The organism is Maribellus comscasis, from assembly GCF_009762775.1.
Lineage (GTDB): Bacteria > Bacteroidota > Bacteroidia > Bacteroidales > Prolixibacteraceae > Draconibacterium > Draconibacterium comscasis.
In genome coordinates this window covers 6,107,799-6,134,072 of record NZ_CP046401.1, presented here as the reverse complement: position 1 = coordinate 6,134,072, position 26,274 = coordinate 6,107,799, and the positions used below count along the sequence as shown (strand labels likewise).

The 26,274-nt window shown below is 38.3% G+C and carries 24 protein-coding genes; 18 read left to right on the top strand and 6 right to left on the bottom strand.

The window, feature by feature from the left end; all coding sequences use genetic code 11:
• Positions 1–3: 3 nt before the first annotated feature.
• Complete coding sequence (locus tag GM418_RS24840) at positions 4–357, top strand: LapA family protein (protein WP_158869976.1); 354 nt, start codon at positions 4–6, stop codon at positions 355–357.
• Positions 332–1,498 carry a CotH kinase family protein gene (locus GM418_RS24835; RefSeq protein WP_158869974.1) on the top strand — a complete coding sequence of 389 codons (1,167 nt, stop codon included), beginning with the start codon at positions 332–334 and terminating at the stop codon, positions 1,496–1,498. The genes GM418_RS24840 and GM418_RS24835 overlap by 26 nt, the downstream gene beginning before the upstream one ends.
• Here GM418_RS24835 and GM418_RS24830 read toward each other — a convergent pair.
• Together GM418_RS24830 and GM418_RS24825 are read right to left on the bottom strand one after the other, a co-directional pair.
• Entirely contained in the window at positions 1,477–1,647 is a 171-nt protein-coding gene (locus GM418_RS24830; protein ID WP_158869972.1) for a hypothetical protein, read from the bottom strand. The two genes, GM418_RS24835 and GM418_RS24830, sit on opposite strands and share 22 nt — an antisense overlap.
• 73 nt (positions 1,648–1,720) lie before the next feature.
• Positions 1,721–3,073, bottom strand: coding sequence for a glycoside hydrolase family 88/105 protein (locus GM418_RS24825; protein ID WP_158869970.1), 1,353 nt, complete (start codon positions 3,071–3,073; stop codon positions 1,721–1,723).
• Positions 3,074–3,288: 215 nt separating this feature from the next.
• Here GM418_RS24825 and GM418_RS24820 point away from each other — a divergent pair, with 215 nt between their 5' ends.
• From GM418_RS24820 to GM418_RS24805, 4 genes are all read left to right on the top strand, one after another.
• Positions 3,289–3,924, top strand: coding sequence for a WbqC family protein (locus GM418_RS24820; RefSeq protein WP_158869968.1), 636 nt, complete (start codon positions 3,289–3,291; stop codon positions 3,922–3,924).
• 59 nt (positions 3,925–3,983) lie between these two features.
• Positions 3,984–4,748, top strand: coding sequence for a ThuA domain-containing protein (locus GM418_RS24815; protein WP_158869966.1), 765 nt, complete (start codon positions 3,984–3,986; stop codon positions 4,746–4,748).
• Positions 4,749–4,822: 74 nt separating this feature from the next.
• Positions 4,823–5,080, top strand: coding sequence for a transporter suffix domain-containing protein (locus GM418_RS24810; RefSeq protein ID WP_158869964.1), 258 nt, complete (start codon positions 4,823–4,825; stop codon positions 5,078–5,080).
• Positions 5,077–6,249: a formylglycine-generating enzyme family protein gene (locus GM418_RS24805; protein WP_158869962.1), complete on the top strand. Its 1,173-nt coding sequence runs from the start codon at positions 5,077–5,079 to the stop codon at positions 6,247–6,249. Before GM418_RS24810 ends, GM418_RS24805 begins: the two co-directional genes overlap by 4 nt.
• 51 nt (positions 6,250–6,300) lie before the next feature.
• Here the strand turns inward: GM418_RS24805 and GM418_RS24800 are convergent, their stop codons facing one another.
• Entirely contained in the window at positions 6,301–6,888 is a 588-nt protein-coding gene (locus tag GM418_RS24800) for a porin family protein (protein ID WP_158869954.1), read from the bottom strand.
• A gap of 200 nt (positions 6,889–7,088) precedes the next feature.
• Between GM418_RS24800 and GM418_RS24795 the strand changes: the two genes are divergently transcribed.
• The 3 genes from GM418_RS24795 (at position 7,089) to GM418_RS24785 (ending at position 10,001) form a co-directional block, all read left to right on the top strand.
• Positions 7,089–7,604: a hypothetical protein gene (locus GM418_RS24795; RefSeq protein WP_158869952.1), complete on the top strand. Its 516-nt coding sequence runs from the start codon at positions 7,089–7,091 to the stop codon at positions 7,602–7,604.
• A gap of 4 nt (positions 7,605–7,608) precedes the next feature.
• Positions 7,609–8,385, top strand: a complete 777-nt coding sequence (locus tag GM418_RS24790) for an NIPSNAP family protein (protein ID WP_158872872.1) — start codon at positions 7,609–7,611, stop codon at positions 8,383–8,385.
• Positions 8,386–8,543: 158 nt separating this feature from the next.
• Positions 8,544–10,001, top strand: a complete 1,458-nt coding sequence (locus GM418_RS24785; RefSeq protein WP_158869950.1) for an ATP-binding cassette domain-containing protein — start codon at positions 8,544–8,546, stop codon at positions 9,999–10,001.
• A gap of 177 nt (positions 10,002–10,178) precedes the next feature.
• Here GM418_RS24785 and GM418_RS24780 read toward each other — a convergent pair whose 3' ends face one another.
• Complete coding sequence (locus GM418_RS24780; RefSeq protein ID WP_158869948.1) at positions 10,179–11,057, bottom strand: MerR family transcriptional regulator; 879 nt, start codon at positions 11,055–11,057, stop codon at positions 10,179–10,181.
• Between the two features lie 244 nt (positions 11,058–11,301).
• Here GM418_RS24780 and GM418_RS24775 point away from each other — a divergent pair, with 244 nt between their 5' ends.
• The 4 genes from GM418_RS24775 (at position 11,302) to GM418_RS24760 (ending at position 16,729) form a co-directional block, all read left to right on the top strand.
• On the top strand, positions 11,302–12,279 hold the full coding sequence (locus GM418_RS24775) for an isoaspartyl peptidase/L-asparaginase family protein (RefSeq protein ID WP_158869946.1): 978 nt from the start codon (positions 11,302–11,304) through the stop codon (positions 12,277–12,279).
• Positions 12,280–12,296: 17 nt separating this feature from the next.
• The gene (locus tag GM418_RS24770) at positions 12,297–14,351 is read left to right on the top strand and encodes a BatA domain-containing protein (RefSeq protein ID WP_158869944.1); all 2,055 of its coding nucleotides are present in this window, start codon (positions 12,297–12,299) and stop codon (positions 14,349–14,351) included.
• A 140-nt stretch (positions 14,352–14,491) separates the two neighbouring features.
• Positions 14,492–15,715 carry an ornithine--oxo-acid transaminase gene (rocD, locus tag GM418_RS24765; protein WP_158869942.1) on the top strand — a complete coding sequence of 408 codons (1,224 nt, stop codon included), beginning with the start codon at positions 14,492–14,494 and terminating at the stop codon, positions 15,713–15,715.
• A 276-nt stretch (positions 15,716–15,991) separates the two neighbouring features.
• Entirely contained in the window at positions 15,992–16,729 is a 738-nt protein-coding gene (locus GM418_RS24760; RefSeq protein ID WP_158869940.1) for a carbon-nitrogen hydrolase family protein, read from the top strand.
• Here GM418_RS24760 and GM418_RS24755 read toward each other — a convergent pair.
• Positions 16,722–17,498, bottom strand: coding sequence for a helix-turn-helix domain-containing protein (locus GM418_RS24755; RefSeq protein ID WP_158869938.1), 777 nt, complete (start codon positions 17,496–17,498; stop codon positions 16,722–16,724). The genes GM418_RS24760 and GM418_RS24755 overlap by 8 nt on opposite strands.
• Positions 17,499–17,622: 124 nt before the next feature.
• Between GM418_RS24755 and GM418_RS24750 the strand changes: the two genes are divergently transcribed.
• The gene (locus GM418_RS24750; protein ID WP_158869936.1) at positions 17,623–19,134 is read left to right on the top strand and encodes a nitrilase-related carbon-nitrogen hydrolase; all 1,512 of its coding nucleotides are present in this window, start codon (positions 17,623–17,625) and stop codon (positions 19,132–19,134) included.
• Here GM418_RS24750 and GM418_RS24745 read toward each other — a convergent pair.
• Positions 19,131–21,632 carry an amino acid ABC transporter substrate-binding protein gene (locus GM418_RS24745; protein ID WP_158869934.1) on the bottom strand — a complete coding sequence of 834 codons (2,502 nt, stop codon included), beginning with the start codon at positions 21,630–21,632 and terminating at the stop codon, positions 19,131–19,133. The two genes, GM418_RS24750 and GM418_RS24745, sit on opposite strands and share 4 nt — an antisense overlap.
• 225 nt (positions 21,633–21,857) lie before the next feature.
• Between GM418_RS24745 and guaA the strand changes: the two genes are divergently transcribed.
• The 4 genes from guaA (at position 21,858) to GM418_RS24725 (ending at position 26,236) form a co-directional block, all read left to right on the top strand.
• Complete coding sequence (gene guaA / locus GM418_RS24740) at positions 21,858–23,387, top strand: glutamine-hydrolyzing GMP synthase (protein ID WP_158869932.1); 1,530 nt, start codon at positions 21,858–21,860, stop codon at positions 23,385–23,387.
• Positions 23,388–23,490: 103 nt separating this feature from the next.
• Entirely contained in the window at positions 23,491–25,113 is a 1,623-nt protein-coding gene (locus GM418_RS24735; protein ID WP_158869930.1) for a S41 family peptidase, read from the top strand.
• Between the two features lie 6 nt (positions 25,114–25,119).
• A complete protein-coding gene (gene pnuC, locus GM418_RS24730; protein ID WP_158869928.1) occupies positions 25,120–25,731 on the top strand; it encodes a nicotinamide riboside transporter PnuC in 612 nt (203 codons plus the stop codon).
• Positions 25,724–26,236 carry an AAA family ATPase gene (locus GM418_RS24725; RefSeq protein WP_158869926.1) on the top strand — a complete coding sequence of 171 codons (513 nt, stop codon included), beginning with the start codon at positions 25,724–25,726 and terminating at the stop codon, positions 26,234–26,236. Before pnuC ends, GM418_RS24725 begins: the two co-directional genes overlap by 8 nt.
• Positions 26,237–26,274 lie beyond the last annotated feature (38 nt).

The following is a 26,274-nucleotide window of genomic DNA, read 5'->3' as shown; positions in this document are numbered from 1 at the left end:
AAAATGCAGGCTGTAATCATTATTCTACTTATACTGGCTGTTCTTCTGGTTATTTTTACGTTACAAAATTCCATGGAAATCTCCATCAATGTTTTCTTTTGGGAAATAAAAGAGGCGCCCCTTGTTTTGGTATTAATCGGATGTATCGTTATCGGATACATTTTAGCCATTATTTATTTTTATCCCAAAATCTGGAAACTAAAAAAGGAATACAACAAACTCATCAAGTTTAATTCAGAACTCAAAGAGCTGCACGAAATGAACCAGAAAAAAAGAAAAATAGCCGAAGAGGAAATCGATCCGGAGGGAATTGAACTGGATGACGACGACGATGATGATTCTTTTTTTAAAGATTAACAACAGCTACGAAGGAATTTATATACTTACCGAAAAAATAAAACAGGATAAAAATCGTGTTGATATTGTCAAACTAAAACCCAACGATAATGCCGGAGATGAAGTGACAGGTGGCTATATTTTTAAAATTGATTACCGGAATGAAAACGACAGTTGGAAATCGCCCTACTCTCCCATCGACCATCCGGCGTTTGAAGTTCATTTTGTATACCACGCCCCCGATTGGGACGAACTGAGTTATCAGCAAAAAAACTATTTAAAAAATTATCTCTCTTCTTTTGAGACAGCTTTGTACGGTCCGGATTTTAAAAATTTGCAAAAAGGTTATCCCAATTTTATCGATGTGGAGAGTTTTATCGACTATTTTATTGTGAGTGAAATCTCGCGGAATAACGATGGTTTTAAAAAGAGCCGCTATTTTCACAAAGATAAAAACGGTAACATCGCCGCCGGACCGGTGTGGAATTTTGACTGGGCGTGGAAAAACATCAACGAATGTTTTATTTTTAAAGCCACTAACGGTTCCGGATGGTCATACAAAATAAACGACTGTAATCCATGGGTAAAATCACCAGGATGGATGATTCAGCTGTTTGACGACTTTTATTTCAGACAGAAAACAAATTGCCGGTATTTCCACCTGCGTGAAACGGTGCTGAGCAACGAAAATATTCTGGGAATGGTCGATTCATTGTACAACGTGGTAAAAAATGCACAGCTCCGGCATTTCGGGAAATACCAGATACTGGGAATAAATGTTGGAGCTCCCGAGGTGGGTGAGCAGCCACAAACATTTGAAGGTGAAGTTGAAAAGCTGAAAAACTGGATTACCTTACGGCTCGACTGGCTCGACAACAACATGCCTGGGGATTGCAACGGCGAACCACCTGTAGAACTGGCCTCGGGCGAAACATTTATGGTTTATCCCAATCCTGCCACTTTAGAAATAAATGTATTGGCAAAAGACATCATCAAACAAGTGCAAATATTTGATTTTACAGGAAGACAAATTTATGCAGCCCCTTCTGTATTTAAAAAGTCATTCCAAATAAATGTTTCTGCTTTTTCCCGGGGAATCTATATTTTGAAAACAACAGGAGTTGATGAGAAAATATCCACTCAAAAAGTGATTGTAAAATAATTTACGCGTGGCTGTCTTCCGCTTTTATCGGCGGAACGATCCGGCGAACCGCGCGATGGAAGCGTCGCCCCCGTATCGCCCTCTCTCACTTTAATATTAGAAAAAGAGTGGTGCGATGTATTTGTAAATCCATATCCGGACACAGGCATACAGAAACTTACTTTTGGGTATCCTTCTTTTTCTGCCTCGTTGCCAAAGTTAAACTTCTGGTCTCGGGCTTTTTTAATTTTCCGAATAAAACATTATTGCGCTGTCGTTAATTTCAATTTTATGCGTTTTTACCAGCTGAATCATTTCAGCGCCAGCCAGCAAAACCGGTCCGTAACCATGCGCCGCATACACATTTACCGGGCGGTAATAATAAAAAGCGGGGTCAAATCCCATTCCTGTTCCCACACAGGTTCCTTCCACCTGTCCTTGTTTATTCACCTGGGTTGTTACGGCATTCCAGGCCAGACAAATTTTGGGCCCGTACACTTTTGCGTCAACATAGCCCCGGTTGATGGCGCGTGCTATTGAATAGGTGTAAATGGCTGTTGCCGATGTTTCCAGATAAGAATCATTCCGATCAATTAACTGATGCCAGAATCCCTTTCCTGACTGGTAATTACACAAACCTCGAATATGCCGTTGTAATAAATCCAAAATCTTCGGATATTCTGCATGATTTTCCGGTAAAACTTCCAGTAATTCCACCAGGGTCATTACGGCCCAACCATTGGCACGTGCCCAGTGAAACTGCGGGTGTTCTTCCATATCCTGTACCCAGCCGTGCATAAACAAACCTTTTTCGTAATTAAACATACGTTTGGCAAAAAGCAACACTTGACGCGCCGCTTCGTCGAAGTATTTTGAATCGCCCGTGTATTTTCCCATTTGTGCCAGCGCCGGAATACTCATAAACAAATCATCGAGCCACAAGGTATTGGGTTGTGGTCGGTTACGAGCCAAAGTTCCATCTTCAAGACGGAACTGTTTATTCATGATGTAGTCTACATAATTTTTTATCATCGGATCCAAATCCGCTTCCAACCCGGCCTGTTGTGTTTTTATCATTGCTGCACACATTGCTCCGGCATCATCAAGTGCATGCGGGTACAGAACCGAGTGCAATGCAGTACGGTCTTCGGGATTCTTTTTGTAAAGTTCCGCAAAATAAGGTCGCAACTTTGCGATAAACTCCAGCCGTTCTGTTGTATATCCTGCGTATTTCGGAGCCCCGGAGGTTTCAGTAGCCAATAACATCCCGGCATAAGTAACCCCCCACTCGTAACTGATTAATCGAAAATCTCCGGGTTGAAAAATCGTATTTTTATCAATTTTGGAAAAATCGGTAATTTCAACTTTTGAATTTTTATCGATGAGTTCTATTGGCGTATTCTCATTCAGATAGTTGTAAACACGGTCTAAAACCTCAATTATTTTTTCCACTTCAGGTTTCCCGTAAGGCGTATCATAATCCGGCTGAAGCAAATGCAGCGGAGTATTCGAGTCATTAATCTTTTGAGAAAACGTAAAATTTGAAAAAGTAAAAAGGGCAACAAAAATAATAATCAGTTTCGTTTGATTTTTCATAACACAGGTTTTAATGTTGACTTAAATCGGAACAATGATACAAAAATATAAAAATACAATTGCACACTTATTCTAAAATACAATTACAAATTAACAAACTACGCCCCTCTTTAAGAGTAGAAAATAAAGCAAATCCTTAAAGTTGATAATTCCAATGGCAAGTCACGGGGAATTAGTTGATTAAATATTAATTTCGCGGTTCAAACAATTAATACATGCAAGACAATAAAGCCATATTATTAAGCACAGCCTACTTCGCTCCGGTTCAATATTATTCAATGTGTTTAAAATACCCGGCGGTTTATATCGAACAATTTGAGAATTTCACCAAACAGACCTACAGAAACCGGTGTGTTATTTTAGGAGCAAATGGTCCTATTCCACTCGTTATTCCCGTAATAAAGGGCCGCGGGCCAAAAACACTGATAAAAGATTTAAAAATTTCATACGATGTCGATTGGCAACGCAACCACTGGCGAACCATTTTTTCAGCATACAACTCCTCCCCTTTTTTTGAATTTTTTAAAGATGATATTTTCCCGTTTTTTGAAAAAAAAGAAAAATACCTGCTTGAGTTAAACATGAAACTCCATGAAACACTTTATGAACTTCTGGACATTGAAAATGAAACTGTTTTGACTAGCGATTTTGAAAGTGTTCCCGAAACAGCGTTGAACTACCGGGAAATAATTTCACCCAAAAACAAGCGACCCGATGTAAGGTTCCAACCGCAAAAATACACACAGGTATTTTCTGAAAAATTTGATTTTTTTCCCAACCTTAGCATTTTAGATTTAATTTTTAATGAGGGGCCCAACAGTTTCACTGTTCTGGAAGAAAGTTGGGTATAGCTTTACTGATTGCAACTTTTTGTTTAACTTGGGTCGTATAATCTAAACCTTACATTGGTATGAAAAAGATTTTGTTCTTCCCCGCAGTTTTACTTTTTGTCACTTTACTTTCGTGTGCTCAGGAAAACCAACAGAAATTTGAGAAAGCAGCACATATTCTTGTGTTTTCAAAAACTGAAGGTTTCCGGCATGAATCCATCTCATCAGGGTTAAAGATGCTGGTTGACCAGAGCAAATCCCAAAACTGGATTATCACAGCAACTGAAAATGCAGAACTGCTAAGCGATCCGGTTTTAAAAGATTTTGATGCGATTGTATTTTTGAATCCTTCGGGAGATGCACTTAGTGAACAGGCACAGGATGCTTTCAAAAAATTTATGGATAAGGGAAAAGGATTTGTCGGTATTCACGCTGCCGCCGATTGTGAGTATGATTGGTTGTATTACGGCAATCTGATTGGTGCATATTTTAAAACACACCCGCCGGCACAGGAAGCAACAATCAATTTTGAAAGCTACAACCACCCGGCAATGCAACCGTTTAATGGAATAAAATCGTACACCACGTTTGATGAATGGTATTCTTTTAAAGAAAATCCAAGAGAAAATGTACATGTACTTGCCTCTTTGGATGAAAGTACAATCAAAAAATCAAACAACAACGACTGGAAAATGGGAGATCACCCGATTATCTGGTGGCAGGAGAATAATGGTGTGCGTTCATTTTATACCGGTTTTGGGCATACGCATGAAGCCTTTCAGGACAAAAAAATTATTGAACATATTACAAATGCAGTAAATTGGGCTGCCAAACGAATCGACTAATACAACCAAAATCGTTGGTTAAAAAAACAATTTGCCGGTTTATTGGTTTTGAATGACAGAAGTTTTCATTCAACATGAAGAAAAAAAACTGGCAAATTAAACTTGGAATTTTCCTTATGATATTCTCCGGAGTATTTTTCGGAGCCACTTTTATTATCCCCTTATTCGAGTTACCAACAAAAACAAAAGTTATACTTTCAACCACAAGTATAGTGCTAATGGAAGTTGTGTTTTGGAGCGGAGGATTATTGGTTGGAAAAGAATTATTTGCCAAATACAAAAAACAATTGAATCCCAAAAACTGGTTCAAAACTAAAACAACTACAAAATGAAAGGCAAATTTTTGTTTTTGGCATTATCTGTACTTTTACTATTTCAATTTTGCGGACAAAAGAAAAATAATTCACAAACCGAAAAAAATAATCAATCGTCTGTGGAAACAAATTCGGCAGATAGTATTGAAGACTGTTGTATAAATGTTCCCGACAGATTTTCTCTTCCAAATACAAGGTCAGAATCTCAAATCAATATTGATTCAATAATTGAAAAAAATCCCAATCTTGAAGGAATGTTGTTTATTCCCGGTGGAGAATTTAATATGGGAGCGCGTGATGCACGTTTTGCGCGGGAAGACGAATATCCCGTTCATCCGGTAAAGATTTCATCATTTTTTATGGATCCGCACCCGGTTACAAATGCACAATTTAAACAATTTGTGGATGAAACCGGATACATTACCACAGCAGAAAAAGATATCGACTGGGAAAAGATGAGAAAACAACTTCCGCCCGGAACTCCCAAACCGGATGATGAGCAGTTAAAAGCTGCTTCCCTGGTTTTTACACCTCCGGGGCACAGGGTAAACTTAAATGATGTCTCCAACTGGTGGAGCTGGATAAAAGGTGCAGACTGGAAACATCCACATGGGCCGGATAGCAATCTCGAAGGCCTGGAAAACTACCCGGTTGTTCACGTAAGCTGGGAAGACGCAAATGCATATGCCAAATGGGCCGGCAAACGATTGCCCACCGAGGCCGAATGGGAATATGCAGCTCGTGGTGGTCACGATGATTATGTATATGCCTGGGGCTTTGAGTTGGTTTCGGAAGGAATGCCAAAAGCGAACAGCTGGGATGGTGAGTTCCCGGTTTTAAACACACAATTTGACGGCTTTGAGAACCTCGCTCCTGTAAAACAATACCAGCCCAATGATTTTGGCTTGTACGACATGGCCGGAAATGTGTGGGAATGGTGCCACGATTTGTACCATCATGAGTACTACAAAACTTTTGATGCAGGAAAAGTTGCCGATAATCCGGACGGACCAAAAACAAGTTACGACCCGATGGAGCCCAATGCCAGAAAAAGAGTTATCAGAGGAGGTTCTTTTTTGTGTAACGACTCTTATTGCTCGGGATATCGTGCCGCCGCCCGGATGAAAAGTACAGAAGATTCAGGAATGTCGCATTTAGGATTCAGATGTGTTGTTTCGGCCAAATAAAAAACACCTCCGTAAACGAAAGTGTTTTTCAGGTTATTTTCAGGCTATTTTTTAAAATATCTTATATCCTACTGAAATCATAAAAGTCTGATTTTTTGCATTCAAATCGGAATCCATATGTTTATACATATTTGAGCTGTTCTCCATACGGAAATCCAGTGTGAAGCCAAAAATATCGGCACCAATACCATATTGTAAACCTACATACTGGTCTTTGTAATATTCCGGATCCAAAAGTTCATCACCGTCTACATCCTTGGAAGTTAAAAAACTAAAGACGGGGCCTCCCATCAAACGTACATTGGCTTTTTCGCCATCAATTATCTTGATTCCAAGCAACAGAGGAACATCTAGAGTATTAAAGTCAAACTCTGACGCAACATCAAGTACATTTCCGCCTTCCAGTTCACCGCCTTTTGCACTAAAATACGCTTCCGGCTGAACAAAAATCTTTCCGGCACCAACACGCCCAAAAGCACCAATATGATACTTTGTAATCGTTTCAGAATTAATTTCACTCTTTTTAAAAGTAACCTTTGAATTATTTAGTCCTCCTTTCAATCCCAAATTAAAAATGGGTTGAGCAGAAACCGAAATAACAAAAAGTAATAATAAACTTACGACTGTTAATTTTTTCATGACTTGTAATTTTTATTATAAACGATATTATTATCTTTTAAGTATCCAAGTTTTTTGTTTCTTCGGTAACACACAAAATCAAAACTTGTACCACTAATTTAATTTGTCATTTTCTTCTGTATAAACCGGACAAACATTTCAGAAATATGAGAACCACTCTTTCCAAATATTTGTACTTTTAAAAACAAAAATAAGCCACAATGACCAGAAAACTAAAATCAATTTCTATTATTTTATCTTTCCTTATTCTTTTTACATCATGTGCATCGCAGAAGTATTTTTTTGATACAGAAAGCCGTGAACGCCAAAAAGAGCTAAGAAAAAACCGCTCAGGAAATGTATTTGGCGACATCGGTCTGATGATTGCCTCCCTGTTTGTAATGGCAACATTAGAAGTTGACACAGGATTTTACCCGGAAGGACAGGAATTTAAAAAGCTGAAACTGGTAAACCCAACAAAGGACACCATCTATGTAAACATGCTTACTGATGTATACTGGGATGAACAGAATTTTTGCGATTTTATGGATATCCGTATTCCGCCACACCAAAAATGTACGATGCTTGTACCGGTAAATGCCAATTATAATGTGTATTTTAGCAACACTCCGGAAGAGGAAGACGATGAAATGCTGGAAATCAATACAGATGCGTTTAAAAGGCTTTCTCTTTACCCCGGATTAACCGTTATTGAAGACGAAAACCTAAATCAATAAAAACATGAAAAGAAGATCGTTTCTTAAAAGCTCTGCCCTGGCTGCCGGAGCTGCTGTTACTGCAACAAGTGTAAATGCCAGACCGATTTCCGGAGAAGAAAAAGATTTTTACGAACTCAAAGTATTTCAGCTGACTGGCGGAGGCGGGAGAAACCAGTTAAAAAAATACTACACCGAAGCCGTAATTCCTTTTTTAAACAAACGCGGTGCAAAGGTGGGTGCCTTTAACGAATATAGCCTGGAAGATCCGCCCGTGATGTACATTTTGCATGCACACAAAAGCCCGATGGACTATTATGAAGCCGTGCAGTCAATGAAATCAGATGCTGCTTTTTTAGAAGCGGCAAAAGAATACAGCCAGTTGCCGGCAGACAACCCGATTTTTGTACGTTACGAAACATTTTTAATGGAAGCATTTGATGCTATTCCGAGGATAAAACAGCCTGACAGCAGCCGCGGACTTTTTGAACTGAGAACCTATGAAAGTTACAACGAGGACGCCGGAATCCGAAAAGTAAAAATGTTTAATGATGAAGAGTTGCCTCTGTTTGAAAAAGTTGGACTTCACCCTGTGTTCTTTGGTCAGTTAATGGCCGGACAGTACATGCCTGCTCTTACTTACATGCTCTGGTTCAAAGACATGGACGAAAGAACTGCAAACTGGGCAAAGTTTTCAGGATCTCCGGAATGGAACACCATGAAAAATAAACCTGAATACGCCAATACGGTAAGCAAAGTGAAAAAGAAATTTCTGATACCGGCTGATTTTAGCCAGTTATAATAAAATATTAAAGGGGAATTGCTCCCCTTTTTATTTTTACAAAAATACATTAACCACAGATTCATTGTTAACTTTTTCAAACTTAACTTTCAATTATACTCCTCCTTTCTGATTCCTGACTACTTTTGAGCAAAATTGCGGCTAAAACTATATTGTAAATGAAACCTTTTATTTCTCTACAGAAAGTTTTGCCACTTCATACCGGGAATTCTTTTTCATCGCCTGTAAACTGGGAAATCAACGCCGGTGAAATATGGACAGTTCTTGGAAACAACGGAAGTGGAAAATCTTTGCTTGCCAATATTTTATTGGGTAAAAAAAGAATTGGAGAAGGAAGTATTGAGTACCATTACTTTGAAGAAATAAAAAGAAATAACAAAGATGAATTTTTGTGGCCGGGAAAATACATCAGCCATATTAGTTTTGAAACCATAAACGCTGTTACTAATTTTAGAGGAAGATATTATCAGCAGCGATTCAACAGCCAGGATGCCGATTTGGCGCCATTTGTATCTGAACTTTTTGACTTAAATAAAACGGAAACAAAGGAAGCAGTTGAAATGCTGGGTATTGGCAATCTTCTGGATCGAAGGATAATTAGTTTATCAAACGGCGAACAGCGTAAATTAGTTATCGCAAAAATTCTTTCTGAAAAACCACGGATGATAATTTTTGAAAATCCTTATATCGGGCTTGACAAAAATGCGCGAAATCAAATCAATACTGCTTTCCCGCTTTTAAGGGAAAATGGTATTCAGCTGATTTTTCTGGTTCCGTCGGTTGAAAAAATGCCGGCCTGTACCACAAATATTCTGGAAATAAATACACAGGGAATTATACGAACTCAAAAAATTGAAAATTTTACACCGGGCAGCAAAAATCAATTCCCGCCGGAAAAAAAGCCCCTCATAAACTGGGGAAAAATTCCGCAGACAAAATCCCCAAAATACGAGCAGGTTGTGCAAATGGATGATATTGAAATTTCCTATGGCGATGTTCACATTAACTCCGACATTAACTGGGAAATAAAAGTTGGCGAGAAATGGGCTTTACTTGGGCCCAACGGTTCCGGAAAGTCAACATTGCTGAGTTATATTTTTGCCGACAATCCGCGGGCTTATGCAAAAAAGCTGGCACTGTTTGACCGGAAACGTGGAAGTGGTGAAAGTATCTGGGACATAAAAAAACATATCGGATATATTTCGTTTGAAATGGCACTCTGTTATCCTAAAAATGTACCATGTATTAAAATCGTAGAATCCGGATTTTATGACAGCATCGGTCTTTACAAAAAATGCAGTAATAAACAGGAGCAGGCGGCACTTCATGTATTGGAAGAGCTTTCTTTAAGCGAGTTAGCCCATCGTAATCTGGGGGACATTTCATCGGGAGAACAACAAATGGTATTGTTTGCCCGAGCACTGGTGAAAAATCCGGCTCTGCTAATTCTTGACGAACCCTTTAACGGCCTCGATGAAAAGAACAAACAAAAATGTACTGCGGTTATTGATTCTTTTTGTAAACAACCCGGTAAAACGTTAATTTTTGTCACTCATTACCGCGATGAGATTCCGTTGTGTGTTGACAAATTTCTGGAATTAAAAAGCAAAAACTAAAAAAGAAAGAATTTAATCTGAAAGTTTTTTGCGACAAAAAAGATCTTTAAAAATTGACCGTTGCCATAGCAGGCCACGAAAAAAATTTAATTAAACTGAATATTCATTTTTCAGAACAGCCATTCTGTACGATTTTTTGTTCTCAAAACAATACTCTTTTATCAATATGATAAACTTTCAACGGATAAAACGCCTGAATTCCTGGTAATTTTTCACCACTTTTATGTTGCGTGGTAATTTCGGATTGTGATTATTAACCTGACCTCCTGTAATAAATATCTTCTGTTTTACAAAAAGCTGTTTTAATCGTTCAAGGTAGTCCTCCATCTCTTCTTTGGGAATTGAATTGATAAAAGCTGTAAAAACATAATCAATTTCCATTTGCCCCGCAATTTTACTCAGGTCGTCAAACGGAACTGATTGACCCAAATAAATGGTATTGTAACCGATTTCTTTGGCAAAATAATAATAAAACAGAAGACTTAATTCGTGAAGTTCATTTTCAGGAAGATAGAGCAAAACAGTAGCGTCTTTAATGTAATTATTTTCCAGGCGATCAATCTCAACAATTAGCTTTTGTCTGATTATCTGGGATACAAAATGTTCCTGTGCGGGAAAAATTGTTCCTACCTGCCAATAGGTCCCAATTCTCATAAAAAGATTAAAAAAGACTTTTACAACGGCTTCTTCAAAGCCAAGCTCCCTGATGATTTCATTTGTTAATTTTACAAAGCCCCGATTGTCAAAGTTCAACATGTAAATTATCAGCTGATCGATATAATCCGATTCCGAAACTTTTACTTCAGCCACCTGCAACACCGTACTTTTTACCTGCTCGTCATTCCAGCCGGCAACTTTCGATATTTTGTAACCATTTCGCACGAGCATCGAAACATTTAATATTTTCCGCAAATCTTCATCGGAATAATACCTGATGTTTGTATCCGTACGCTCCGGCTCCAGTAAATTGTATCGTTTTTCCCAAATCCGGATTGTGTGCGCTTTTATTCCTGAAAGAACTTCCAAATCTTTTATCGAATAGCCCGATGTATTCATTTTACTCGTCTTTTTATGTAAACTGAAATTTACCGTTCAAACACACTAAAGTCTTTTTTGTTTAAAGTTTTACAAATAAAATATAAACAAAACTACTATTTATATTTCTACTCTGTGCATTTTAAAAAGAACAACATCCAAATAAAAATTGAAATCTAAAAAGCAACCGTTAAAAAGAATTTCAATTATTTTATCTCCATTTCAACATATTATTTCATTTTTGTATACTCAAAAGAAAAAACCGATGAAAACATACAAGTTTTTGATTTTTGTACTTTTATTGTGTATAAGCACAACCATTTTTTCACAGGAAAAATATGCCATTGTTATTCATGGTGGTGCAGGTGTAATGGGAGGTCTAAAAGAGAATGAAGAAGCACAAAAAAAATACTTCGATAAACTGGAAGAGGCACTAAACTTAGGGGAGCAACTTTTGAAGGAAGGAAAAGCAGCGCAGGATGTGGTTGTGGAAGTTATTCAGGTAATGGAGAACTCACCTTTGTTTAATGCCGGGAAAGGTGCCGTTTTTACTTCAGAAGGGAAAAACGAACTGGACGCCTCAATTATGGACGGAGCAACTTTAAACGCCGGTGCAGTTGCCGGTGTTCAGGATATAAAAAATCCAATTCGGGCAGCACGTGAAGTGATGAACAATTCAGTGCATGTTTTTTTAAGTGGAAAGGGTGCCTCAGCGTTCGCAAAAAAACAAGGTTTGGAAATGGTTGACAACAAGTATTTTTACACTGAATCACGGTACAAGTCATTGAAGCAATTGCAAAAACACGAACGCGAACGTTCTGTAAATGACAACCACGGAACCGTTGGTTGCGCCGTTCTGGATACCCACGGAAATATTTGTGCCGGAACCTCAACCGGAGGAATGACAAATAAAAAATATGGCCGCATTGGCGATTCACCGGTTATTGGTGCCGGAACCTATGCCAACAATAAAACATGTGCGATTTCCTGCACTGGTCATGGTGAATATTATATCCGACTTGCTTTTGCACGTGATATTTCAGCACTGATGGAATATAAAAATCTGAGCGTGGATAAAGCCTGCCGCGAAGAAATCAGAAAGTTATCTGAACTTCAGGGAACCGGCGGTGTTATTGCATTGGATGCCAAAGGAAATATTGCGATGGAATTTAATACCGAAGGAATGTTTCGCGGTTATATCAAATCGTCGGGTGAAAAAGAAGTTGCAATTTTCAGGGACTAAAAAACGATTAAACAGGTATGAACTTTCTTTTCCCAACATTTTTATTTGCACTGCTGGCTGTTGCCATTCCCATTATCATTCACCTGTTTAGTTTCAGGCGATATAAAACAGTGTATTTTAGCAATGTTGGCTTTTTAAAAAATGTAAAAAAAGAATCGCAGAAAAAGTCAAAAATAAAACAACTGCTTATTCTGCTGGCGCGAATTCTCACTATTGTTTTCCTTGTATTTGCATTTGCACAACCCTACATTCCGAACAATCAGGAGGTAAAAAGGCAAACGAGCCAACTGGTAGCAGTTTATGTAGACAATTCGTTTAGTATGAACGCACTTTCGGAGCAGGGACAATTGCTGGAAGTGGCAAGAAACAAAGCTCTTGAAATCGCGCTCGCCTACCCTCCCGGAACAAAATTCAGGCTATTTACCAACGATTTGGAACCGAAACACCAACACATTTTTAACCGTGAACAATTTATCCGGGAAGTTTCAGGCATTCATTCATCGCCCAATCTTGTTCCGCTTTCACTAATCTACAACCGCTTTTCAAATCAGAGTCAGGACGATGATGGAAAAAGCGACAAAAATTTATATTTTATTTCCGATTTCCAGCGAAGTATTACCGATGTTGAAAATTTCCGCGACGAAAATATTTTTAGCTACTTCCTGCCCCTGGTCCCTAACGAAGTGGCTAACCTGTATATCGATTCCTGCTGGGTTGAAATTCCTGCTCACCGCTTAAATCAGGAAGAGACCATTTATGTAAAAATAAAAAACAGTTCAAACCAGGATTATCAAAATCTCCCGCTAAGAATATTTCTGAATGACTCAGTAAAATCGATAACCAATTTCTCAGTTGCTGCACAAAATGAAATTACAACCAGTTTAATTTACACCAACAATTCAGCGGGGTCGCAGCAGGGGAAAGTTGAAATCACCGACTATCCCTTCACATACGATAATAACTGGTTTTTAAGCTATTATGTAGAACCAGAGCTCAAAGCACTAGCCATATACAGTGACGACACAAAGTCGCAGGAAGGGTTAAATTATATTGCTGCATTGTTTAATGAAGATGATTACGTGCAGCTTGATGAGATGAATGTGCAAAATATGCAAATGAGCCGGCTGCCGGAATACAATGCCATTTTTCTGATTAACCTCAATAATTTTACAAGCGGTTTTATAAACGAATTGACTACGGTGGCAAGGAATGGTGTTTCAGTTGTGTTGTTTCCCGGACTCGACGATCTGATTGTGAATAACAACCTGTTATCGAGGTTTAACAGCAAACTGATTACAGGAAAAGATACTACGACACAAAAAATATCAGGGATTGACTTTGACAACAAATTTTACGAGGATGTATTTCAAAAAAGAGAGGAAAATGCCATTCTTCCTGAGATTGACGGGCATCTGAAATTTGAAGAAAATATACGAAGTGCGGCAACCCGTTTACTCTGGTTTCCCAACGGAGACAATGCTCTTTTTTCAGAACCGGTTGAGAATGGTAAATTGTGGGTATTTGGTTTTTCTTTAAACAGTTTAAACGAAGCTTTTGCCCGCGATGCGCTGTTTGTACCCACCATTTACAATATCGTTCTGAACAGCATGCCCGACCAGGCGATTTCTTACACAATCGGAGAAAACAACTCCTACAATATTCCGCGAAATAAAAAAATTGATCTCAACTCAACCATCGAAATTGAAAACCGGAACTCAGGCGAAAAATTTATCCCGGAAAAAACAGTAACCAGTGTGGGTACCCGGATTGATTTTAATGATTTAATCAGTGATGCCGGTCACTATTTGATTCAAAACGATGGGGAAACCATTTCAACCATCGCGTTTAATTATAATCGCAACGAATCTGATTTGAGGTATTTTACACCAAACGAACTGGAAAACCTATCGGAAACAAGTGGTTTAAATACAAGCGTTGTTAAAGATGTCACAAGTAATTTTTCAGATATTTTTGATGAAGTTCAGAATGGCAAACAATTATGGAAATGGTGCATTTTACTGGCCTTGTTTTTTATTGTTGCCGAGATTTTAATAATACGGTTCTGGAAATAAATTCAAACGGTTGCTGTTTTAACATTTGATAAAGAACAAAAAATGATAAAACTTAGCCTGTTTCAGTGCTTTTTAACACCACAGGATGTTTTGAAAATGAGAACGAAAATAGTAATTCTGTAAAAAATAAAATAAAAGACATGACAGCATTAACTTCACAGGATTTTATTAAAAAGGAAGACAAATTTGGTGCCCACAATTATCATCCGCTGCCGGTGGTTTTAGCCCGGGGAGAAGGTGTTTTTGTATGGGATGTAGAAGGCAAAAAATATTACGATTTTCTGGCCGCATACTCTGCAGTAAACCAGGGGCATTGTCATCCGAAAATTACGGAGGCCCTGATTGAACAATCAAAAACACTCGCACTTACATCGAGAGCATTTTACAACAATGTTTTGGGCGAATGGGAAGAGTACATGACGCAGCTGTTTGGCTATGATAAAATGCTTCCGATGAACTCAGGTGCAGAGGCCGATGAAACTGCACTGAAACTGGTTCGCAAATGGGCATACAAAGTAAAGGGAGTCCCGGCAAACGAAGCTAAAATTGTAGTTTGCGATGGTAATTTTCATGGCCGTACGATTACCATTATTTCCATGTCGTCGGATCCGGATGCGTACAATCATTACGGGCCCTATACACCGGGATTTGTAAATATTCCTTACAACGACATTGAGCGTCTCGAAAAGGAATTGCAGGCCCCGAATGTTGCCGGTTTTTTAGTGGAACCTATACAGGCAGAAGCAGGCGTTTATGTTCCGGAAGACGGTTACCTGAAAAAAGCCGCCGAGCTATGTAAAAAATACAACGTACTGTTTGTAGCCGACGAAGTGCAGACAGGACTGGCACGTACAGGAAAAATGCTGGCCTGTAACCATGAAGATGTACGCCCGGATATTCTGGTGCTGGGAAAAGCACTTTCAGGAGGAATGTATCCCGTTTCCTGTGTGCTGGCCGACGACGAAATTATGCTGACCATCAAACCGGGCGAACACGGAAGTACCTACGGAGGAAACCCGGTTGCAGCAAAAGTGGCCATGACCGCACTCGATGTGCTTCAGAATGAAAAACTGGCTGAAAATGCAGAAAGACTGGGGAAAATATTCAGAGCCGAAATGAAAGCTATTAACTCGCCACTGATTGAAATGGTGCGCGGGAAAGGATTGCTGAATGCTGTAGCAATAAGACCAACCAACGACAAAACGGCCTGGGATGTGTGCCTTGGATTAAAAGAAAACGGACTGATTGCCAAACCTACACACGAGCATATTATACGGTTTACTCCGCCACTGGTTATTACCGAAGAGCAACTGATGGATGCCATCGGTATCATTAAAAGGACTTTTAAAGAATTTGGAATATAAAATTTTAAAAACGTTATTCTGATTTATGCAAAAATTTTAATAATTATAAAAAAATATTAGACCAGTTCAATCATAAGGGATTTAGTCAAATTTGTAAAAACAAAGCTTGAAGAGGACAACATTTTGGACTTTCATTACCAAAAAGCATATCGTAGTATTATTACAGAAACAGTGCTGGTGAAATTAAAAGATTAAATAAGAAATGATTTCGATATTCTTTCATTAAAAATATGTGAAAGTAAAAAATGCCAGTTACAAACTAAATTTGAGCAAAAAATGATAATTGCATCAGCCCAAACCAGACCTACAAGATTTGACATTAATAAAAATTTACTTGCCCACTACAGGCTAATTGAATTAGCTGCCAGGAACGGTGCTGATTTACTTTTGTTTCCTGAATTGTCGATTAGCGGATACGAACGAGAAAGAGCCGGAGAATTTGCTTTTGAACCCAATGACAAAAGACTAGATAAATTAAGGAGATTATCCGCAAAAAATCAAATTGTTGTGGTTGCCGGAGCTCCGGTTCTGATGGCCAACAATTTATATATTGGTGCATTTGTAATACAACCCGACGAAACGATTTCAGTTTACACCAAACAGTTTTTACACGGTGAAGAGAATAATTATTTTGCTGCCTCAGCAGACCATAATCCGCAAATTAAAATCGAAGACGAACAGTTTTCGCTCGCGATCTGTGCCGATATAAATAATCCACAACATCCAGAGAACGCAAAAAAAATGGGTGCTACAATTTACATGGCAGGAATATTTTTTGAACCTCATGAGATGACAAAAGCACACTTAATACTCTCCGGCTATGCAAAAACACAATCGATTAATGTACTGATGTCAAACTTTGCCGGTTGTCCCTATGGGCTTTCCGGTGGCGGGGAAAGCGCATTCTGGAACAAAAAAGGGGAGCTTGTGGCTAGCTTAAACGGCTCCGAGCAGGGAATACTATTCATTGAAAAAAAGGGAGAAAATTGGAAGGAGAAAATAATTCCTAGATAATCCCTAACCTCTTGCAATACAAAACAGCCTGGGTAGTATTTTCCGTTCTGGTTTTCCGAAGAATATTCTGGCGGTGATTATTTACGGTGTTTACGCTAATAAACAATTTGTCAGATATACTTTTACTATCGTAACCACGGGAAATTAAATGTAAAATCTCTTTTTCCCTTTTGGTAAGCAAACCTGGCGAATTGTTTTCATCATCAGTAAACAAATACAGCTTTCCGTTTTTTATGTTAATCAGTCTTCTCTGGGGTTGGTAATTTCCTGCTTTTTCAGGCAACAAATCGGTAATGACCAGCGAAAGCCAGGCTTTTCCGTTTTTGTCAAGTTCCAGAATAATGGATTGGTGCATGTAACGCCGGTAAAAACCATCGGTATCTTTCACCCTGAAATCATAAATAAGTTTATAATTCCTTTTTTCTGCCGGCTGAAGCTGAGAATAAAAACGATAAATCAAAAGGTCGGTTTCCAGCACAAAAGCAAAATCATCAGGATGAATATTCCGGTAGGTCGAATCGGAATTATATTTCCCCTCCCTATCAATATTACTGCTCCCAAATAAGCGCTTTTGCTCCGGGCTTTCCAGAAGATAATTTTTCTTATTCATGTCAAATACAGCAAACAGCGAACGCTCTGCCTCAGCTAAACGTTGCAGTAAATCAATTTTAGGCGCAATTCGCTCATAATCCTCCTCGGCAACCGCACATCGATGTGTTTCCATATTCCGAAGTAGTTCTGCTTCTATTTGTTCTGCACGCCTTTTCATAAAATTGATGATAATTCACTATTTCCTGCAATAATCAGGGAACATAATTTTGCAATCAAAAATAAGAATAATTCCAAAAGCTATGTTTGCTTTTAATTTATTTTGAATGAACTAAAAAACAAAAATGAAGAGCCATAAAACAATAAATAAAATATTTCTGCTTCTTGCGGGAGGAGTTGCAATTACTTTAGCCGGAATAAACTGGACCATTGGAACTGCAGCATGGATAGCACCGGTTTTTTTGTTGATGTTTACCCGAAAAGCAAAATGGATGGAGATCTTGCTTCTCTTTTTGACTCTTGTTGTTTCGGGAATGATTTCTCAAACCGGCAATAACCTGTTTCATTTAGCCACAGTTAATATTTTTAACGGAGTAAGTTTTGGGCTTCTTACAGGAATTGCATATGTTACCGACAAAGCTTTATACAAAAAAAACAGCCCTTTTTATACCAGCCTGATATTTCCGTCAGCAGTTATTCTGGTTGAATACTTTATGAGTTTTGCTATCGGAACATGGGGAAGCATTGCACACACCCAGTTTGAATTTAAGTCCTTATTGCAATTGAGTTCTGTTACAGGCACTTTTGGTATTTCATTTTTAGTCGTTTGGTTTGCTTCGGTGCTGAACTGGCTCATTGAGAATAAAAATAAACGCCGTAAAATATACATAGCAGGCCTTATATACGGCGGTATCTTTCTCCTTGTTGTCCTATTCGGACTTATTCGTAAAACTCAGTATTCACCAAATAAAAAAACCGTAAAAGTTGCGGCAGTTATCAGTGATACCGATATTCATAAAATCGTGGAAAACAATGAGGAAACCATAAAAACTCTGGCAAACGATTACAGCGCCAAACTTCCTTCTGAGCTTTTCTCCGCTCCTGAAAAGGTAAACACACTCATTGACCGGACCAAAGAGGCTTCAAAGCGGGGAGCGAAAATCATTGTATGGAATGAAATTGCTTTTGTTTTAAACCAGGAACAGAAACAAAAGCTTCTGACCGAAATGCAGTCTTTTTGTTTAAAAGAACAAGTTTATGTTTTGATTGCTTTTTTGGAAGAATCAGTACAATCCAATCAAAAGCCGTTTAACAACAAAAGTATTCTGATTTCTCCCGACGGCAATGTGGTTTGGGAATATATAAAATCCTATCTTCATCCTTATGCAGAAACACCAATAGTTAACAACGGAATTTTTCAAATTCCTTCAATCCAAACCAAATACGGAAAAATTGGCAATGTTATTTGTGCCGATTTGGACATGCCTGCTTACATTAAACAAACCGGAAAACAAAACATTGACATCCTGCTGGTTCCTTCATTTGATTGGCCTGGAATAACGCCTCTGCACTCCGAAATGGCGTGTCTGGAAGCCATTCAGTTTGGTTTTTCATTGCTTAGGGCAAACGGCAAGGGATTGACTGCAGCCTACGATTACATGGGAAACTCCATCGCTTCTTTAAATACTTTTCATTCGAATGAAAAAATCCTTTATGCTGAAATACCGGTACAGTCTGTAACAACCATTTATGCCAAAACAGGGAATATTCTGATTGTGTTGAGTTTTGCCTTTATCCTTTTTATGATTGCAAAAAAGGCATTTAAAAGGCAAGGGGGAAAGCAGGCTGAAGTTTAATTTGTTGCCAAATGCAACTGCCCCTCTACCCTTTTCCTCACTACATCGAAATTGCGTTGATAGGAAATTACAGAGACTCCCTGATTCATGTATCCCCCAAACTGCGATACTTTTTCAAACTGGTAGTTACCCTGGATTAAATCTACCTGCAAATAAGGCAAACAGTCGCGAAAATCGTTTCCGTAGTTTTTTAACGCATTCAAAAAATAAAAAGTAACGTCGTAACCCTGAATTCCGAAATTATCAGGCTCGGTATAAAAATTTGATTTAAATTTCTCAATAAAATTTATTGTCGACGGTTTTTTATAATCCACCCAGTAGGGTGAAACATATTCCATTTTTAAATTATGAAAATAGTCAATCTGAATACTTTCATATTGCGGGAAACGACTTGTTCCAATCAGGGTAATGGAATATTCATCAGCGAGGTTATTGATATTTGAAATGCCAATACTTAACTCTCCCTCCACTGACGACGGGATATAAATAACATTTTCTTTGTTGTGTGAAAGAATCCGTCGCAAACCAAAGGGCCCGTCGTGTTCAAAATCGTAAACACTAAAACTCACTCCGGCCGATTTTCCCATAAAACCAGAATTGTAAAGTTTTTCCTGAATAAGTTCTACCAGTCTTCCTTCAGCTGTTCCCTGGTAGTTACTGGTTCGGAAAACAATAAAATTACTGTTAAAATATTCCTCGGCCACCAATTCTGCGGTTTTAACTGCAAGATAATCACGGTCGGGATTCACCTGGTAATAATACGGATTATTCTGTTTTTTATTTGTCTGTGCCGAAAGTGGAGAAACCATCGGAATACGATTTTTTGCGGCAATATCCGCAACATCATTTTGAATGTTTGGAAACACCGGACCAATGATTAAATCTGTCTCTAAAAAATCGTGGGAATAAACTGCCTTTCGAACCGAGTCGGCATTTTGCTGTGTGTCAAAAACTTTTAATTCAATATTCATCCCTGCCTGCTGCATCGAATCAACAGCAAGCAACACACCTTCGTAAAACTGAACAAAATTTTCACTTCCCCGGTAGAATCCGATAAACATATCTTCTTTAACCACTTCTTCAACAAAAGTATCCAGCTCGGATGCAGCAACTACATCGTCTGTAATTTCTTCATTTTCCAGCAGTAAACTATCTGAATCCGGAAATTCAGTCACCTTATTCAGCGTATCATTTGCTTCCTGAAACAAAGGAAGAAATAAAGCAATCTGATAGGTTTCAAACGAATTCCAGGATGTTTGTCGCGGCTGACACGATTCAGGAACTGCGACGGGAAGCTCCGAGGGAATTTTTACATCATAATAATCCGGTGTGGTGAGCAATTCTCCCGGAGTCTCTTTATTTTCAACCTCCTGCACTGATTCAACGTCAGCCTTCCTTTCTGCCATAAATTCTGTTATCTCAGGTTCAGGTCTTCGCGGTATCAAAACGGTCTCTCCACGCAAGAGATTTCTTGTTTCCAGGACAGGATTGTATTTTTTAATCTCCGGAATTTTAATATCATATTTAGCAGACAATCCATACAATGTCTCTCCTTTCTCAACTTCATGCTTAATAAAAGCATCTTCATTTACCGGTTGAATATTTTTTGCCTCAGCGTCTTTCGCCGGAACTTTTAAAACAGCTCCAGCCGGAAAACCATCGGCTAAAAAAGGATTTAATGCCTGCAATTCATTTTCACTTACATCATATTTCCTTGTAATTCCCCATAAGGTTTCTCCCGATTCAATAATATGCTCAAAATAATTGGCTACTTTGCTACTTTGTTCCAAAACCGGCGCACTTGTTGTATTTTCCGTTACTGATTTTGGCAGATAAATTTTTGTTCCTGCTTTTAACTGGCGGGCATCAGGATTATAAAATAAAATTTCACTTTCGGTAACATTGTATTGTCTGGCAATCGAGTAAAGAGTTTCCCCTGATTTTACCGTGTGAGTAATAAGATCATTGGACCGTGAAGACTCTGTTTCTAATAAAACGGGCTCGTTTTTACCAACAGGTTCTTGCTCTGCAATCGCTTTTTCTTCCCAAAGCGGTATTCGAAGCCGCGTGCCTTTTCGAAATTTTTTCACCTCCGGATTATAAGCATACAATTCTTCAATGGTTATTCCATAGCTTTTGGCAATAAAGTAGGGAGTTTCACTTCTTGATTCTATGGTATGAAACTCAAAGCTTGTAGGATCGCCTTTTTTGTATACCGGTTCGTTGGCCAAATCGACACCTTCAGTAAAAGGTATTTTAATAATATCACCTATTTTTAAACCTTGTTTAATCTTTGGATTTATTCGGATCAATTCCGAATCGTCAACCTCAAAATGTTGAGAAATAGAGAAAATGGTTTCACCAGTACGTACCTGATGCAAAATATACTTCTCTCCGCTGATAACAACAACCTCATTTTCTTTCAGTTGCTGTGCTCCCAAAAGAAACGGAAAAGCTAAAATAACCAGAAATAAAACTACTATCTGAGAAATCTTCATCGAATTATCGGATTTTAAAATTGGGTCAAATTTAACAATTATTGATCAACGTTTGTTTTTAAACGTTTCTATTTGAAATTAATTTTATGGTCTTTGTTTCATATTCTATTTTTATTTTTCAGCTGTTAAGAATTGTTCTTTTTGTAAAATATTTCAAAAGTTTTACTTTGTTATTTCTATTTTTGCTCTTTAAAGTGGGTTTTCACTACTAAAAATAAATATTAAATGCAGGAAAAAATAATCATTCTTGATTTTGGCTCGCAGTATACGCAGCTTATCGGACGGAAAATTCGTGAATTGAATGTGTATTGCGAAATACATCCTTTTAATCATTTTCCCGATATTGATGAAAGTGTAAAAGGAGTTGTTTTGTCAGGAAGTCCTTTTTCAGTAAGAGACAAAGATGCCCCACGCCCCGATTTATCAAAAATAAAGGGAAAACTACCTGTTTTGGGTGTTTGCTATGGTGCACAATATATGGCTCATTTTTTTGGTGGTGAAGTTGCTCCTTCCGACTCGCGTGAATATGGTCGTGCCAAACTGGGATTCATCGACCACGACAGCGACCTTTTTAAAGACATCTCTCTACACACACAAGTTTGGATGTCGCACGGAGATACTATCGTAAAACTTCCAAAGAACTATAAAGTTATAGCATCAACCGAAGATGTAAATTTTGCGGCTTACAAAATCGATGATGAAAAAACATACGCCATCCAGTTTCATCCTGAAGTTTACCACACAACTGAAGGAAAACAGTTGCTCAGCAACTTTGTAACCGACATTTGTGGTTGTGAGCAGAACTGGACACCCGATTCTTTTATTGAAACCACAGTGAATGAGCTGAAGGCAAAACTAGGCAACGATAAAGTTGTTTTAGGCTTGTCGGGCGGTGTCGATTCATCGGTTGCCGGAGTTTTGCTTAATAAAGCAATTGGCGATAATTTAACCTGCATTTTTGTAGATAACGGGTTATTGCGAAAAAATGAGTTTGAAGATGTTTTGCATTCCTATAAAGATATGGGCCTCAACGTAATTGGTGTAGATGCAAAACAAAAATTCTGGGATGATTTAAAAGGAATCACAGAACCGGAACAAAAAAGAAAAGTGATTGGCCGGAATTTTATAGAAGTTTTTGATGTTGAAGCACACAAAATCCAAAATGTAAAATGGCTGGCTCAGGGTACCATTTATCCTGATGTAATTGAATCAGTTTCGGTAAACGGCCCATCGGCAACAATAAAATCGCACCATAATGTAGGTGGCTTGCCGGAAAAAATGAACCTGAAAGTAGCAGAGCCTTTGCGTCTGCTTTTTAAAGATGAAGTGCGGCGTGTAGGAAAAGCGTTGAGAATAAAAAAAGAATTGCTCGGGCGCCACCCCTTCCCGGGACCAGGGTTGGGAATTCGCATTTTGGGTGATGTTACTCCGGATAAAGTGAGAATGCTTCAGGAGGCGGATTCCATTTTTATAAACGGATTAAAAAACTGGGGTTTGTATGATGAAGTATGGCAAGCTGCTGTTATTTTATTGCCCATTCAATCGGTTGGTGTAATGGGCGATGAAAGGACTTACGAAAATACGGTTGCACTCCGCGCTGTTACCTCAACCGACGGGATGACGGCCGACTGGGTTCATCTGCCCTATGATTTTTTGGCAAAAATGTCAAACGAAATCATAAACAAAGTTCGTGGTATAAACCGTGTTGTTTACGATATTAGTTCAAAACCACCGGCAACAATTGAATGGGAATGATTGTTGCTGTTGTAATCACTGTTTTCCAATAATAAATTCTAATAAATAAGGTTTGGAATTTATTCCGGAAAATTAGTAAGAGAATAACATTAAAACCATTGTCATGCAGAAAAAAAACAGATACGTTTCTCAAATAGTCATCACATTGTTTTTTGCTTTTTTGATCCTGTCTCCTGATCTTATAAAAGCGCAGGAAGAAGTTCAAAAAAACCAGCTAAAGTTTGGAAGGTTATTGCGGCTCGTTGACGGATATTATGTTGACAGCGCAAATGTTGACGAACTAACGGAAAAAGCAATTGTCAGCCTGCTCGGAGAATTAGATCCTCATTCGGTCTACATATCCAGGGAGGAAGTAGAAAAAATGAACGAGCCCTTAAAAGGAAATTTTGAAGGAATCGGGATTTCATTTAATGTTTTTAAAGACACATTACTGGTAACGACCACTATCCCCGGGGGGCCTTCAGAAAAAGTTGGTCTCAGAGCCGGAGACCGTATTGTGGAAGTTGACGGAAAAGACATCGCCGGTATTGGTTTAAAAAACAGCGATGTTTTTGATTTATTACGTGGAAAAAAAGGAACAACTGTTGAATTAAAAGTACTACGTAAGCAGGAAAAAGATTTACTGGATTTTACCATTGTTCGTGATAAAATTCCGATTTATAGTCTAGATGCATCCTACATGCTTGACGAATCAACTGGTTACATAAAACTCAATAAATTTTCAGCAACGACAACTGAGGAATTTGTAGACGCGATGAAAGAACTGCGGACTCAAAGCATGGAGAATCTTGTGCTGGATTTAAGGGGGAATGGAGGGGGGTACCTCAAAACAGCCATTGAAATCTCCGACCAGTTTCTGAAAAACAACAAAATGGTTGTTTTTACTGACGGTTCCAACGAACCGAGAAGAGAATACAAAGCAACTTCGATGGGGATGTTTGAAGAGGGTAATCTGGTCGTTTTGGTTGATGAATCCTCCGCTTCGGCAAGTGAGATTGTCTCGGGAGCTGTTCAGGACTGGGACAGAGGTGTAATTATCGGGCGCCGATCCTTTGGAAAGGGTTTGGTTCAGAAGCCCTTCTTTTTGACGGATGGCTCGATGGTACGCTTAACAACAGCACATTACTATACGCCGAGTGGTCGTTGTATTCAAAAGCCCTACGAACACGGAATTACTGAATATCGCCACGATTATCAAACACGGTTAACCAATGGCGAAATGTTTAGTGCTGACAGCATTTCAATAGAAGACTCTCTGGAATACAAGACACTGGTAAACAGTCGTCCAGTTTATGGTGGTGGTGGTATTATTCCCGATATTTTTGTGCCCATGGATACATCTTCACATTATCGCTATTTTAACCAGTTGAGAAGAAATAACATTGTTTATAATTATGTTTTGGATTATATCGACAAACACAGGACTCAACTGGAAGAAGAGAACGCTGATTTTGAAGCATTCAATACCAGTTTTTCAATAAGCGATGAAATGATTGAGCAAATTGTGCAAAATGGTGAAAACGATGGAATAGAAAAAGATGAAGAAAGCCTGGAGTTCACTTTAGACTCGATGAGAAAAGAGATAAAAGCATTAATTGCCCGTGATTTATTTTCCAGAAATGAATTTTACAGGGTTTATTATGCTGACGATGAAGGTATTTTAAAGGCTCTTGAAGTGATTCAAAACCAAAACGAATACAACAACCTGCTTGTCTCGAAAGATTGATAAATTATGCTTAATAATTTTCTGGAATGGCTCTTGGGCAACAAAATTGAAGTACTGGGAGCCATTCTTGGTGTTTTATACATTATCTTTTCGATAAAACAAAATGTTTTAACCTGGCCCACTGGTTTGCTGACATCAGTTTTATACGTTGTCGTTTTTTTTCAATCAAAATTTTATGCCGATATGGGATTGCAGGTATATTATGTAGTGATTAGTATATACGGCTGGTATTATTGGCTGAAAGGTGCAACAGGTGATGACAACAATGTCCCGGTAAAAAAAACACCTAATCGCTTATGGCTGAAATTGAGTGTGGCAACGATAATTATTTATTTCGTCATTTTGTTTATCCTGATAAAATTTACCGATTCAGACGTTCCTTTTATGGACTCATTTACAACCGCGTTAAGTATTGTCGCCACCTGGATGCTGGCAAGAAAATACATGGAGCACTGGTTAATATGGGTTTTTGTAGATTTATTTTCATCAGTATTATATGTATATAAAAATTTATGGGCAACTGCGGTGCTGTTTGTTGTGTACACTGTAATGGCTGCTGTAGGTTATTACCAGTGGAAAAAAGATCTAAATCATCAAAAAGTTAAACAATTTGCCTAAAATAATAGTCATAACCGGGGCCGAATCGACAGGAAAAAGTGTTTTAACGGAATCGTTGGCAAAATATTTCAAGGTACCTTTCATTCCTGAAATTGCACGGGAATATATTGAAAATATCGACCGGAACTACAACTATCGTGACGTTGAAATAATTGCAAAAAAACAGGTTGAATTATTACACCAGTTTTCAAACTCAAATTATCCTTTTTTATTTGTAGACACCTGGCTTATTATTACAAAAACATGGTTTGAAGTTGTTTTTAAAAAGGTCCCGGAGTGGATTGAAAACGAAATTCAAAAAACAAAAATCGACCTTTTCCTGGTTTGTGATACCGACTTACCCTGGATTCCCGATCCCGTTCGTGAAAATGGAGGAGAAAACAGGGAGATACTTCAAAAAAACTATTTGAAACAAATTGAATACTACAACTTTAATTATAAAGTTGTATCAGGATATGACGAAAAAAGACTTAAAAATGCCTTGCATTTTTTAAAATTTATGTGAATAATTTAAAACCATGCCCACATCTATATGTTTTAGAA

Bases quoted from the DNA above. Each gene is read 5' to 3' on its own strand.
- GM418_RS24840 (WP_158869976.1), top strand. From the start codon at position 4: ATGCAGGCTGTAATCATTATTCTACTTATACTGGCTGTTCTTCTGGTT.
- GM418_RS24835 (WP_158869974.1), top strand. From the start codon at position 332: ATGATGATTCTTTTTTTAAAGATTAACAACAGCTACGAAGGAATTTAT.
- GM418_RS24830 (WP_158869972.1), bottom strand. From the start codon at position 1,647: ATGCCTGTGTCCGGATATGGATTTACAAATACATCGCACCACTCTTTT.
- GM418_RS24825 (WP_158869970.1), bottom strand. From the start codon at position 3,073: ATGAAAAATCAAACGAAACTGATTATTATTTTTGTTGCCCTTTTTACT.
- GM418_RS24820 (WP_158869968.1), top strand. From the start codon at position 3,289: ATGCAAGACAATAAAGCCATATTATTAAGCACAGCCTACTTCGCTCCG.
- GM418_RS24815 (WP_158869966.1), top strand. From the start codon at position 3,984: ATGAAAAAGATTTTGTTCTTCCCCGCAGTTTTACTTTTTGTCACTTTA.
- GM418_RS24810 (WP_158869964.1), top strand. From the start codon at position 4,823: ATGAAGAAAAAAAACTGGCAAATTAAACTTGGAATTTTCCTTATGATA.
- GM418_RS24805 (WP_158869962.1), top strand. From the start codon at position 5,077: ATGAAAGGCAAATTTTTGTTTTTGGCATTATCTGTACTTTTACTATTT.
- GM418_RS24800 (WP_158869954.1), bottom strand. From the start codon at position 6,888: ATGAAAAAATTAACAGTCGTAAGTTTATTATTACTTTTTGTTATTTCG.
- GM418_RS24795 (WP_158869952.1), top strand. From the start codon at position 7,089: ATGACCAGAAAACTAAAATCAATTTCTATTATTTTATCTTTCCTTATT.
- GM418_RS24790 (WP_158872872.1), top strand. From the start codon at position 7,609: ATGAAAAGAAGATCGTTTCTTAAAAGCTCTGCCCTGGCTGCCGGAGCT.
- GM418_RS24785 (WP_158869950.1), top strand. From the start codon at position 8,544: ATGAAACCTTTTATTTCTCTACAGAAAGTTTTGCCACTTCATACCGGG.
- GM418_RS24780 (WP_158869948.1), bottom strand. From the start codon at position 11,057: ATGAATACATCGGGCTATTCGATAAAAGATTTGGAAGTTCTTTCAGGA.
- GM418_RS24775 (WP_158869946.1), top strand. From the start codon at position 11,302: ATGAAAACATACAAGTTTTTGATTTTTGTACTTTTATTGTGTATAAGC.
- GM418_RS24770 (WP_158869944.1), top strand. From the start codon at position 12,297: ATGAACTTTCTTTTCCCAACATTTTTATTTGCACTGCTGGCTGTTGCC.
- rocD (WP_158869942.1), top strand. From the start codon at position 14,492: ATGACAGCATTAACTTCACAGGATTTTATTAAAAAGGAAGACAAATTT.
- GM418_RS24760 (WP_158869940.1), top strand. From the start codon at position 15,992: ATGATAATTGCATCAGCCCAAACCAGACCTACAAGATTTGACATTAAT.
- GM418_RS24755 (WP_158869938.1), bottom strand. From the start codon at position 17,498: ATGAAAAGGCGTGCAGAACAAATAGAAGCAGAACTACTTCGGAATATG.
- GM418_RS24750 (WP_158869936.1), top strand. From the start codon at position 17,623: ATGAAGAGCCATAAAACAATAAATAAAATATTTCTGCTTCTTGCGGGA.
- GM418_RS24745 (WP_158869934.1), bottom strand. From the start codon at position 21,632: ATGAAGATTTCTCAGATAGTAGTTTTATTTCTGGTTATTTTAGCTTTT.
- guaA (WP_158869932.1), top strand. From the start codon at position 21,858: ATGCAGGAAAAAATAATCATTCTTGATTTTGGCTCGCAGTATACGCAG.
- GM418_RS24735 (WP_158869930.1), top strand. From the start codon at position 23,491: ATGCAGAAAAAAAACAGATACGTTTCTCAAATAGTCATCACATTGTTT.
- pnuC (WP_158869928.1), top strand. From the start codon at position 25,120: ATGCTTAATAATTTTCTGGAATGGCTCTTGGGCAACAAAATTGAAGTA.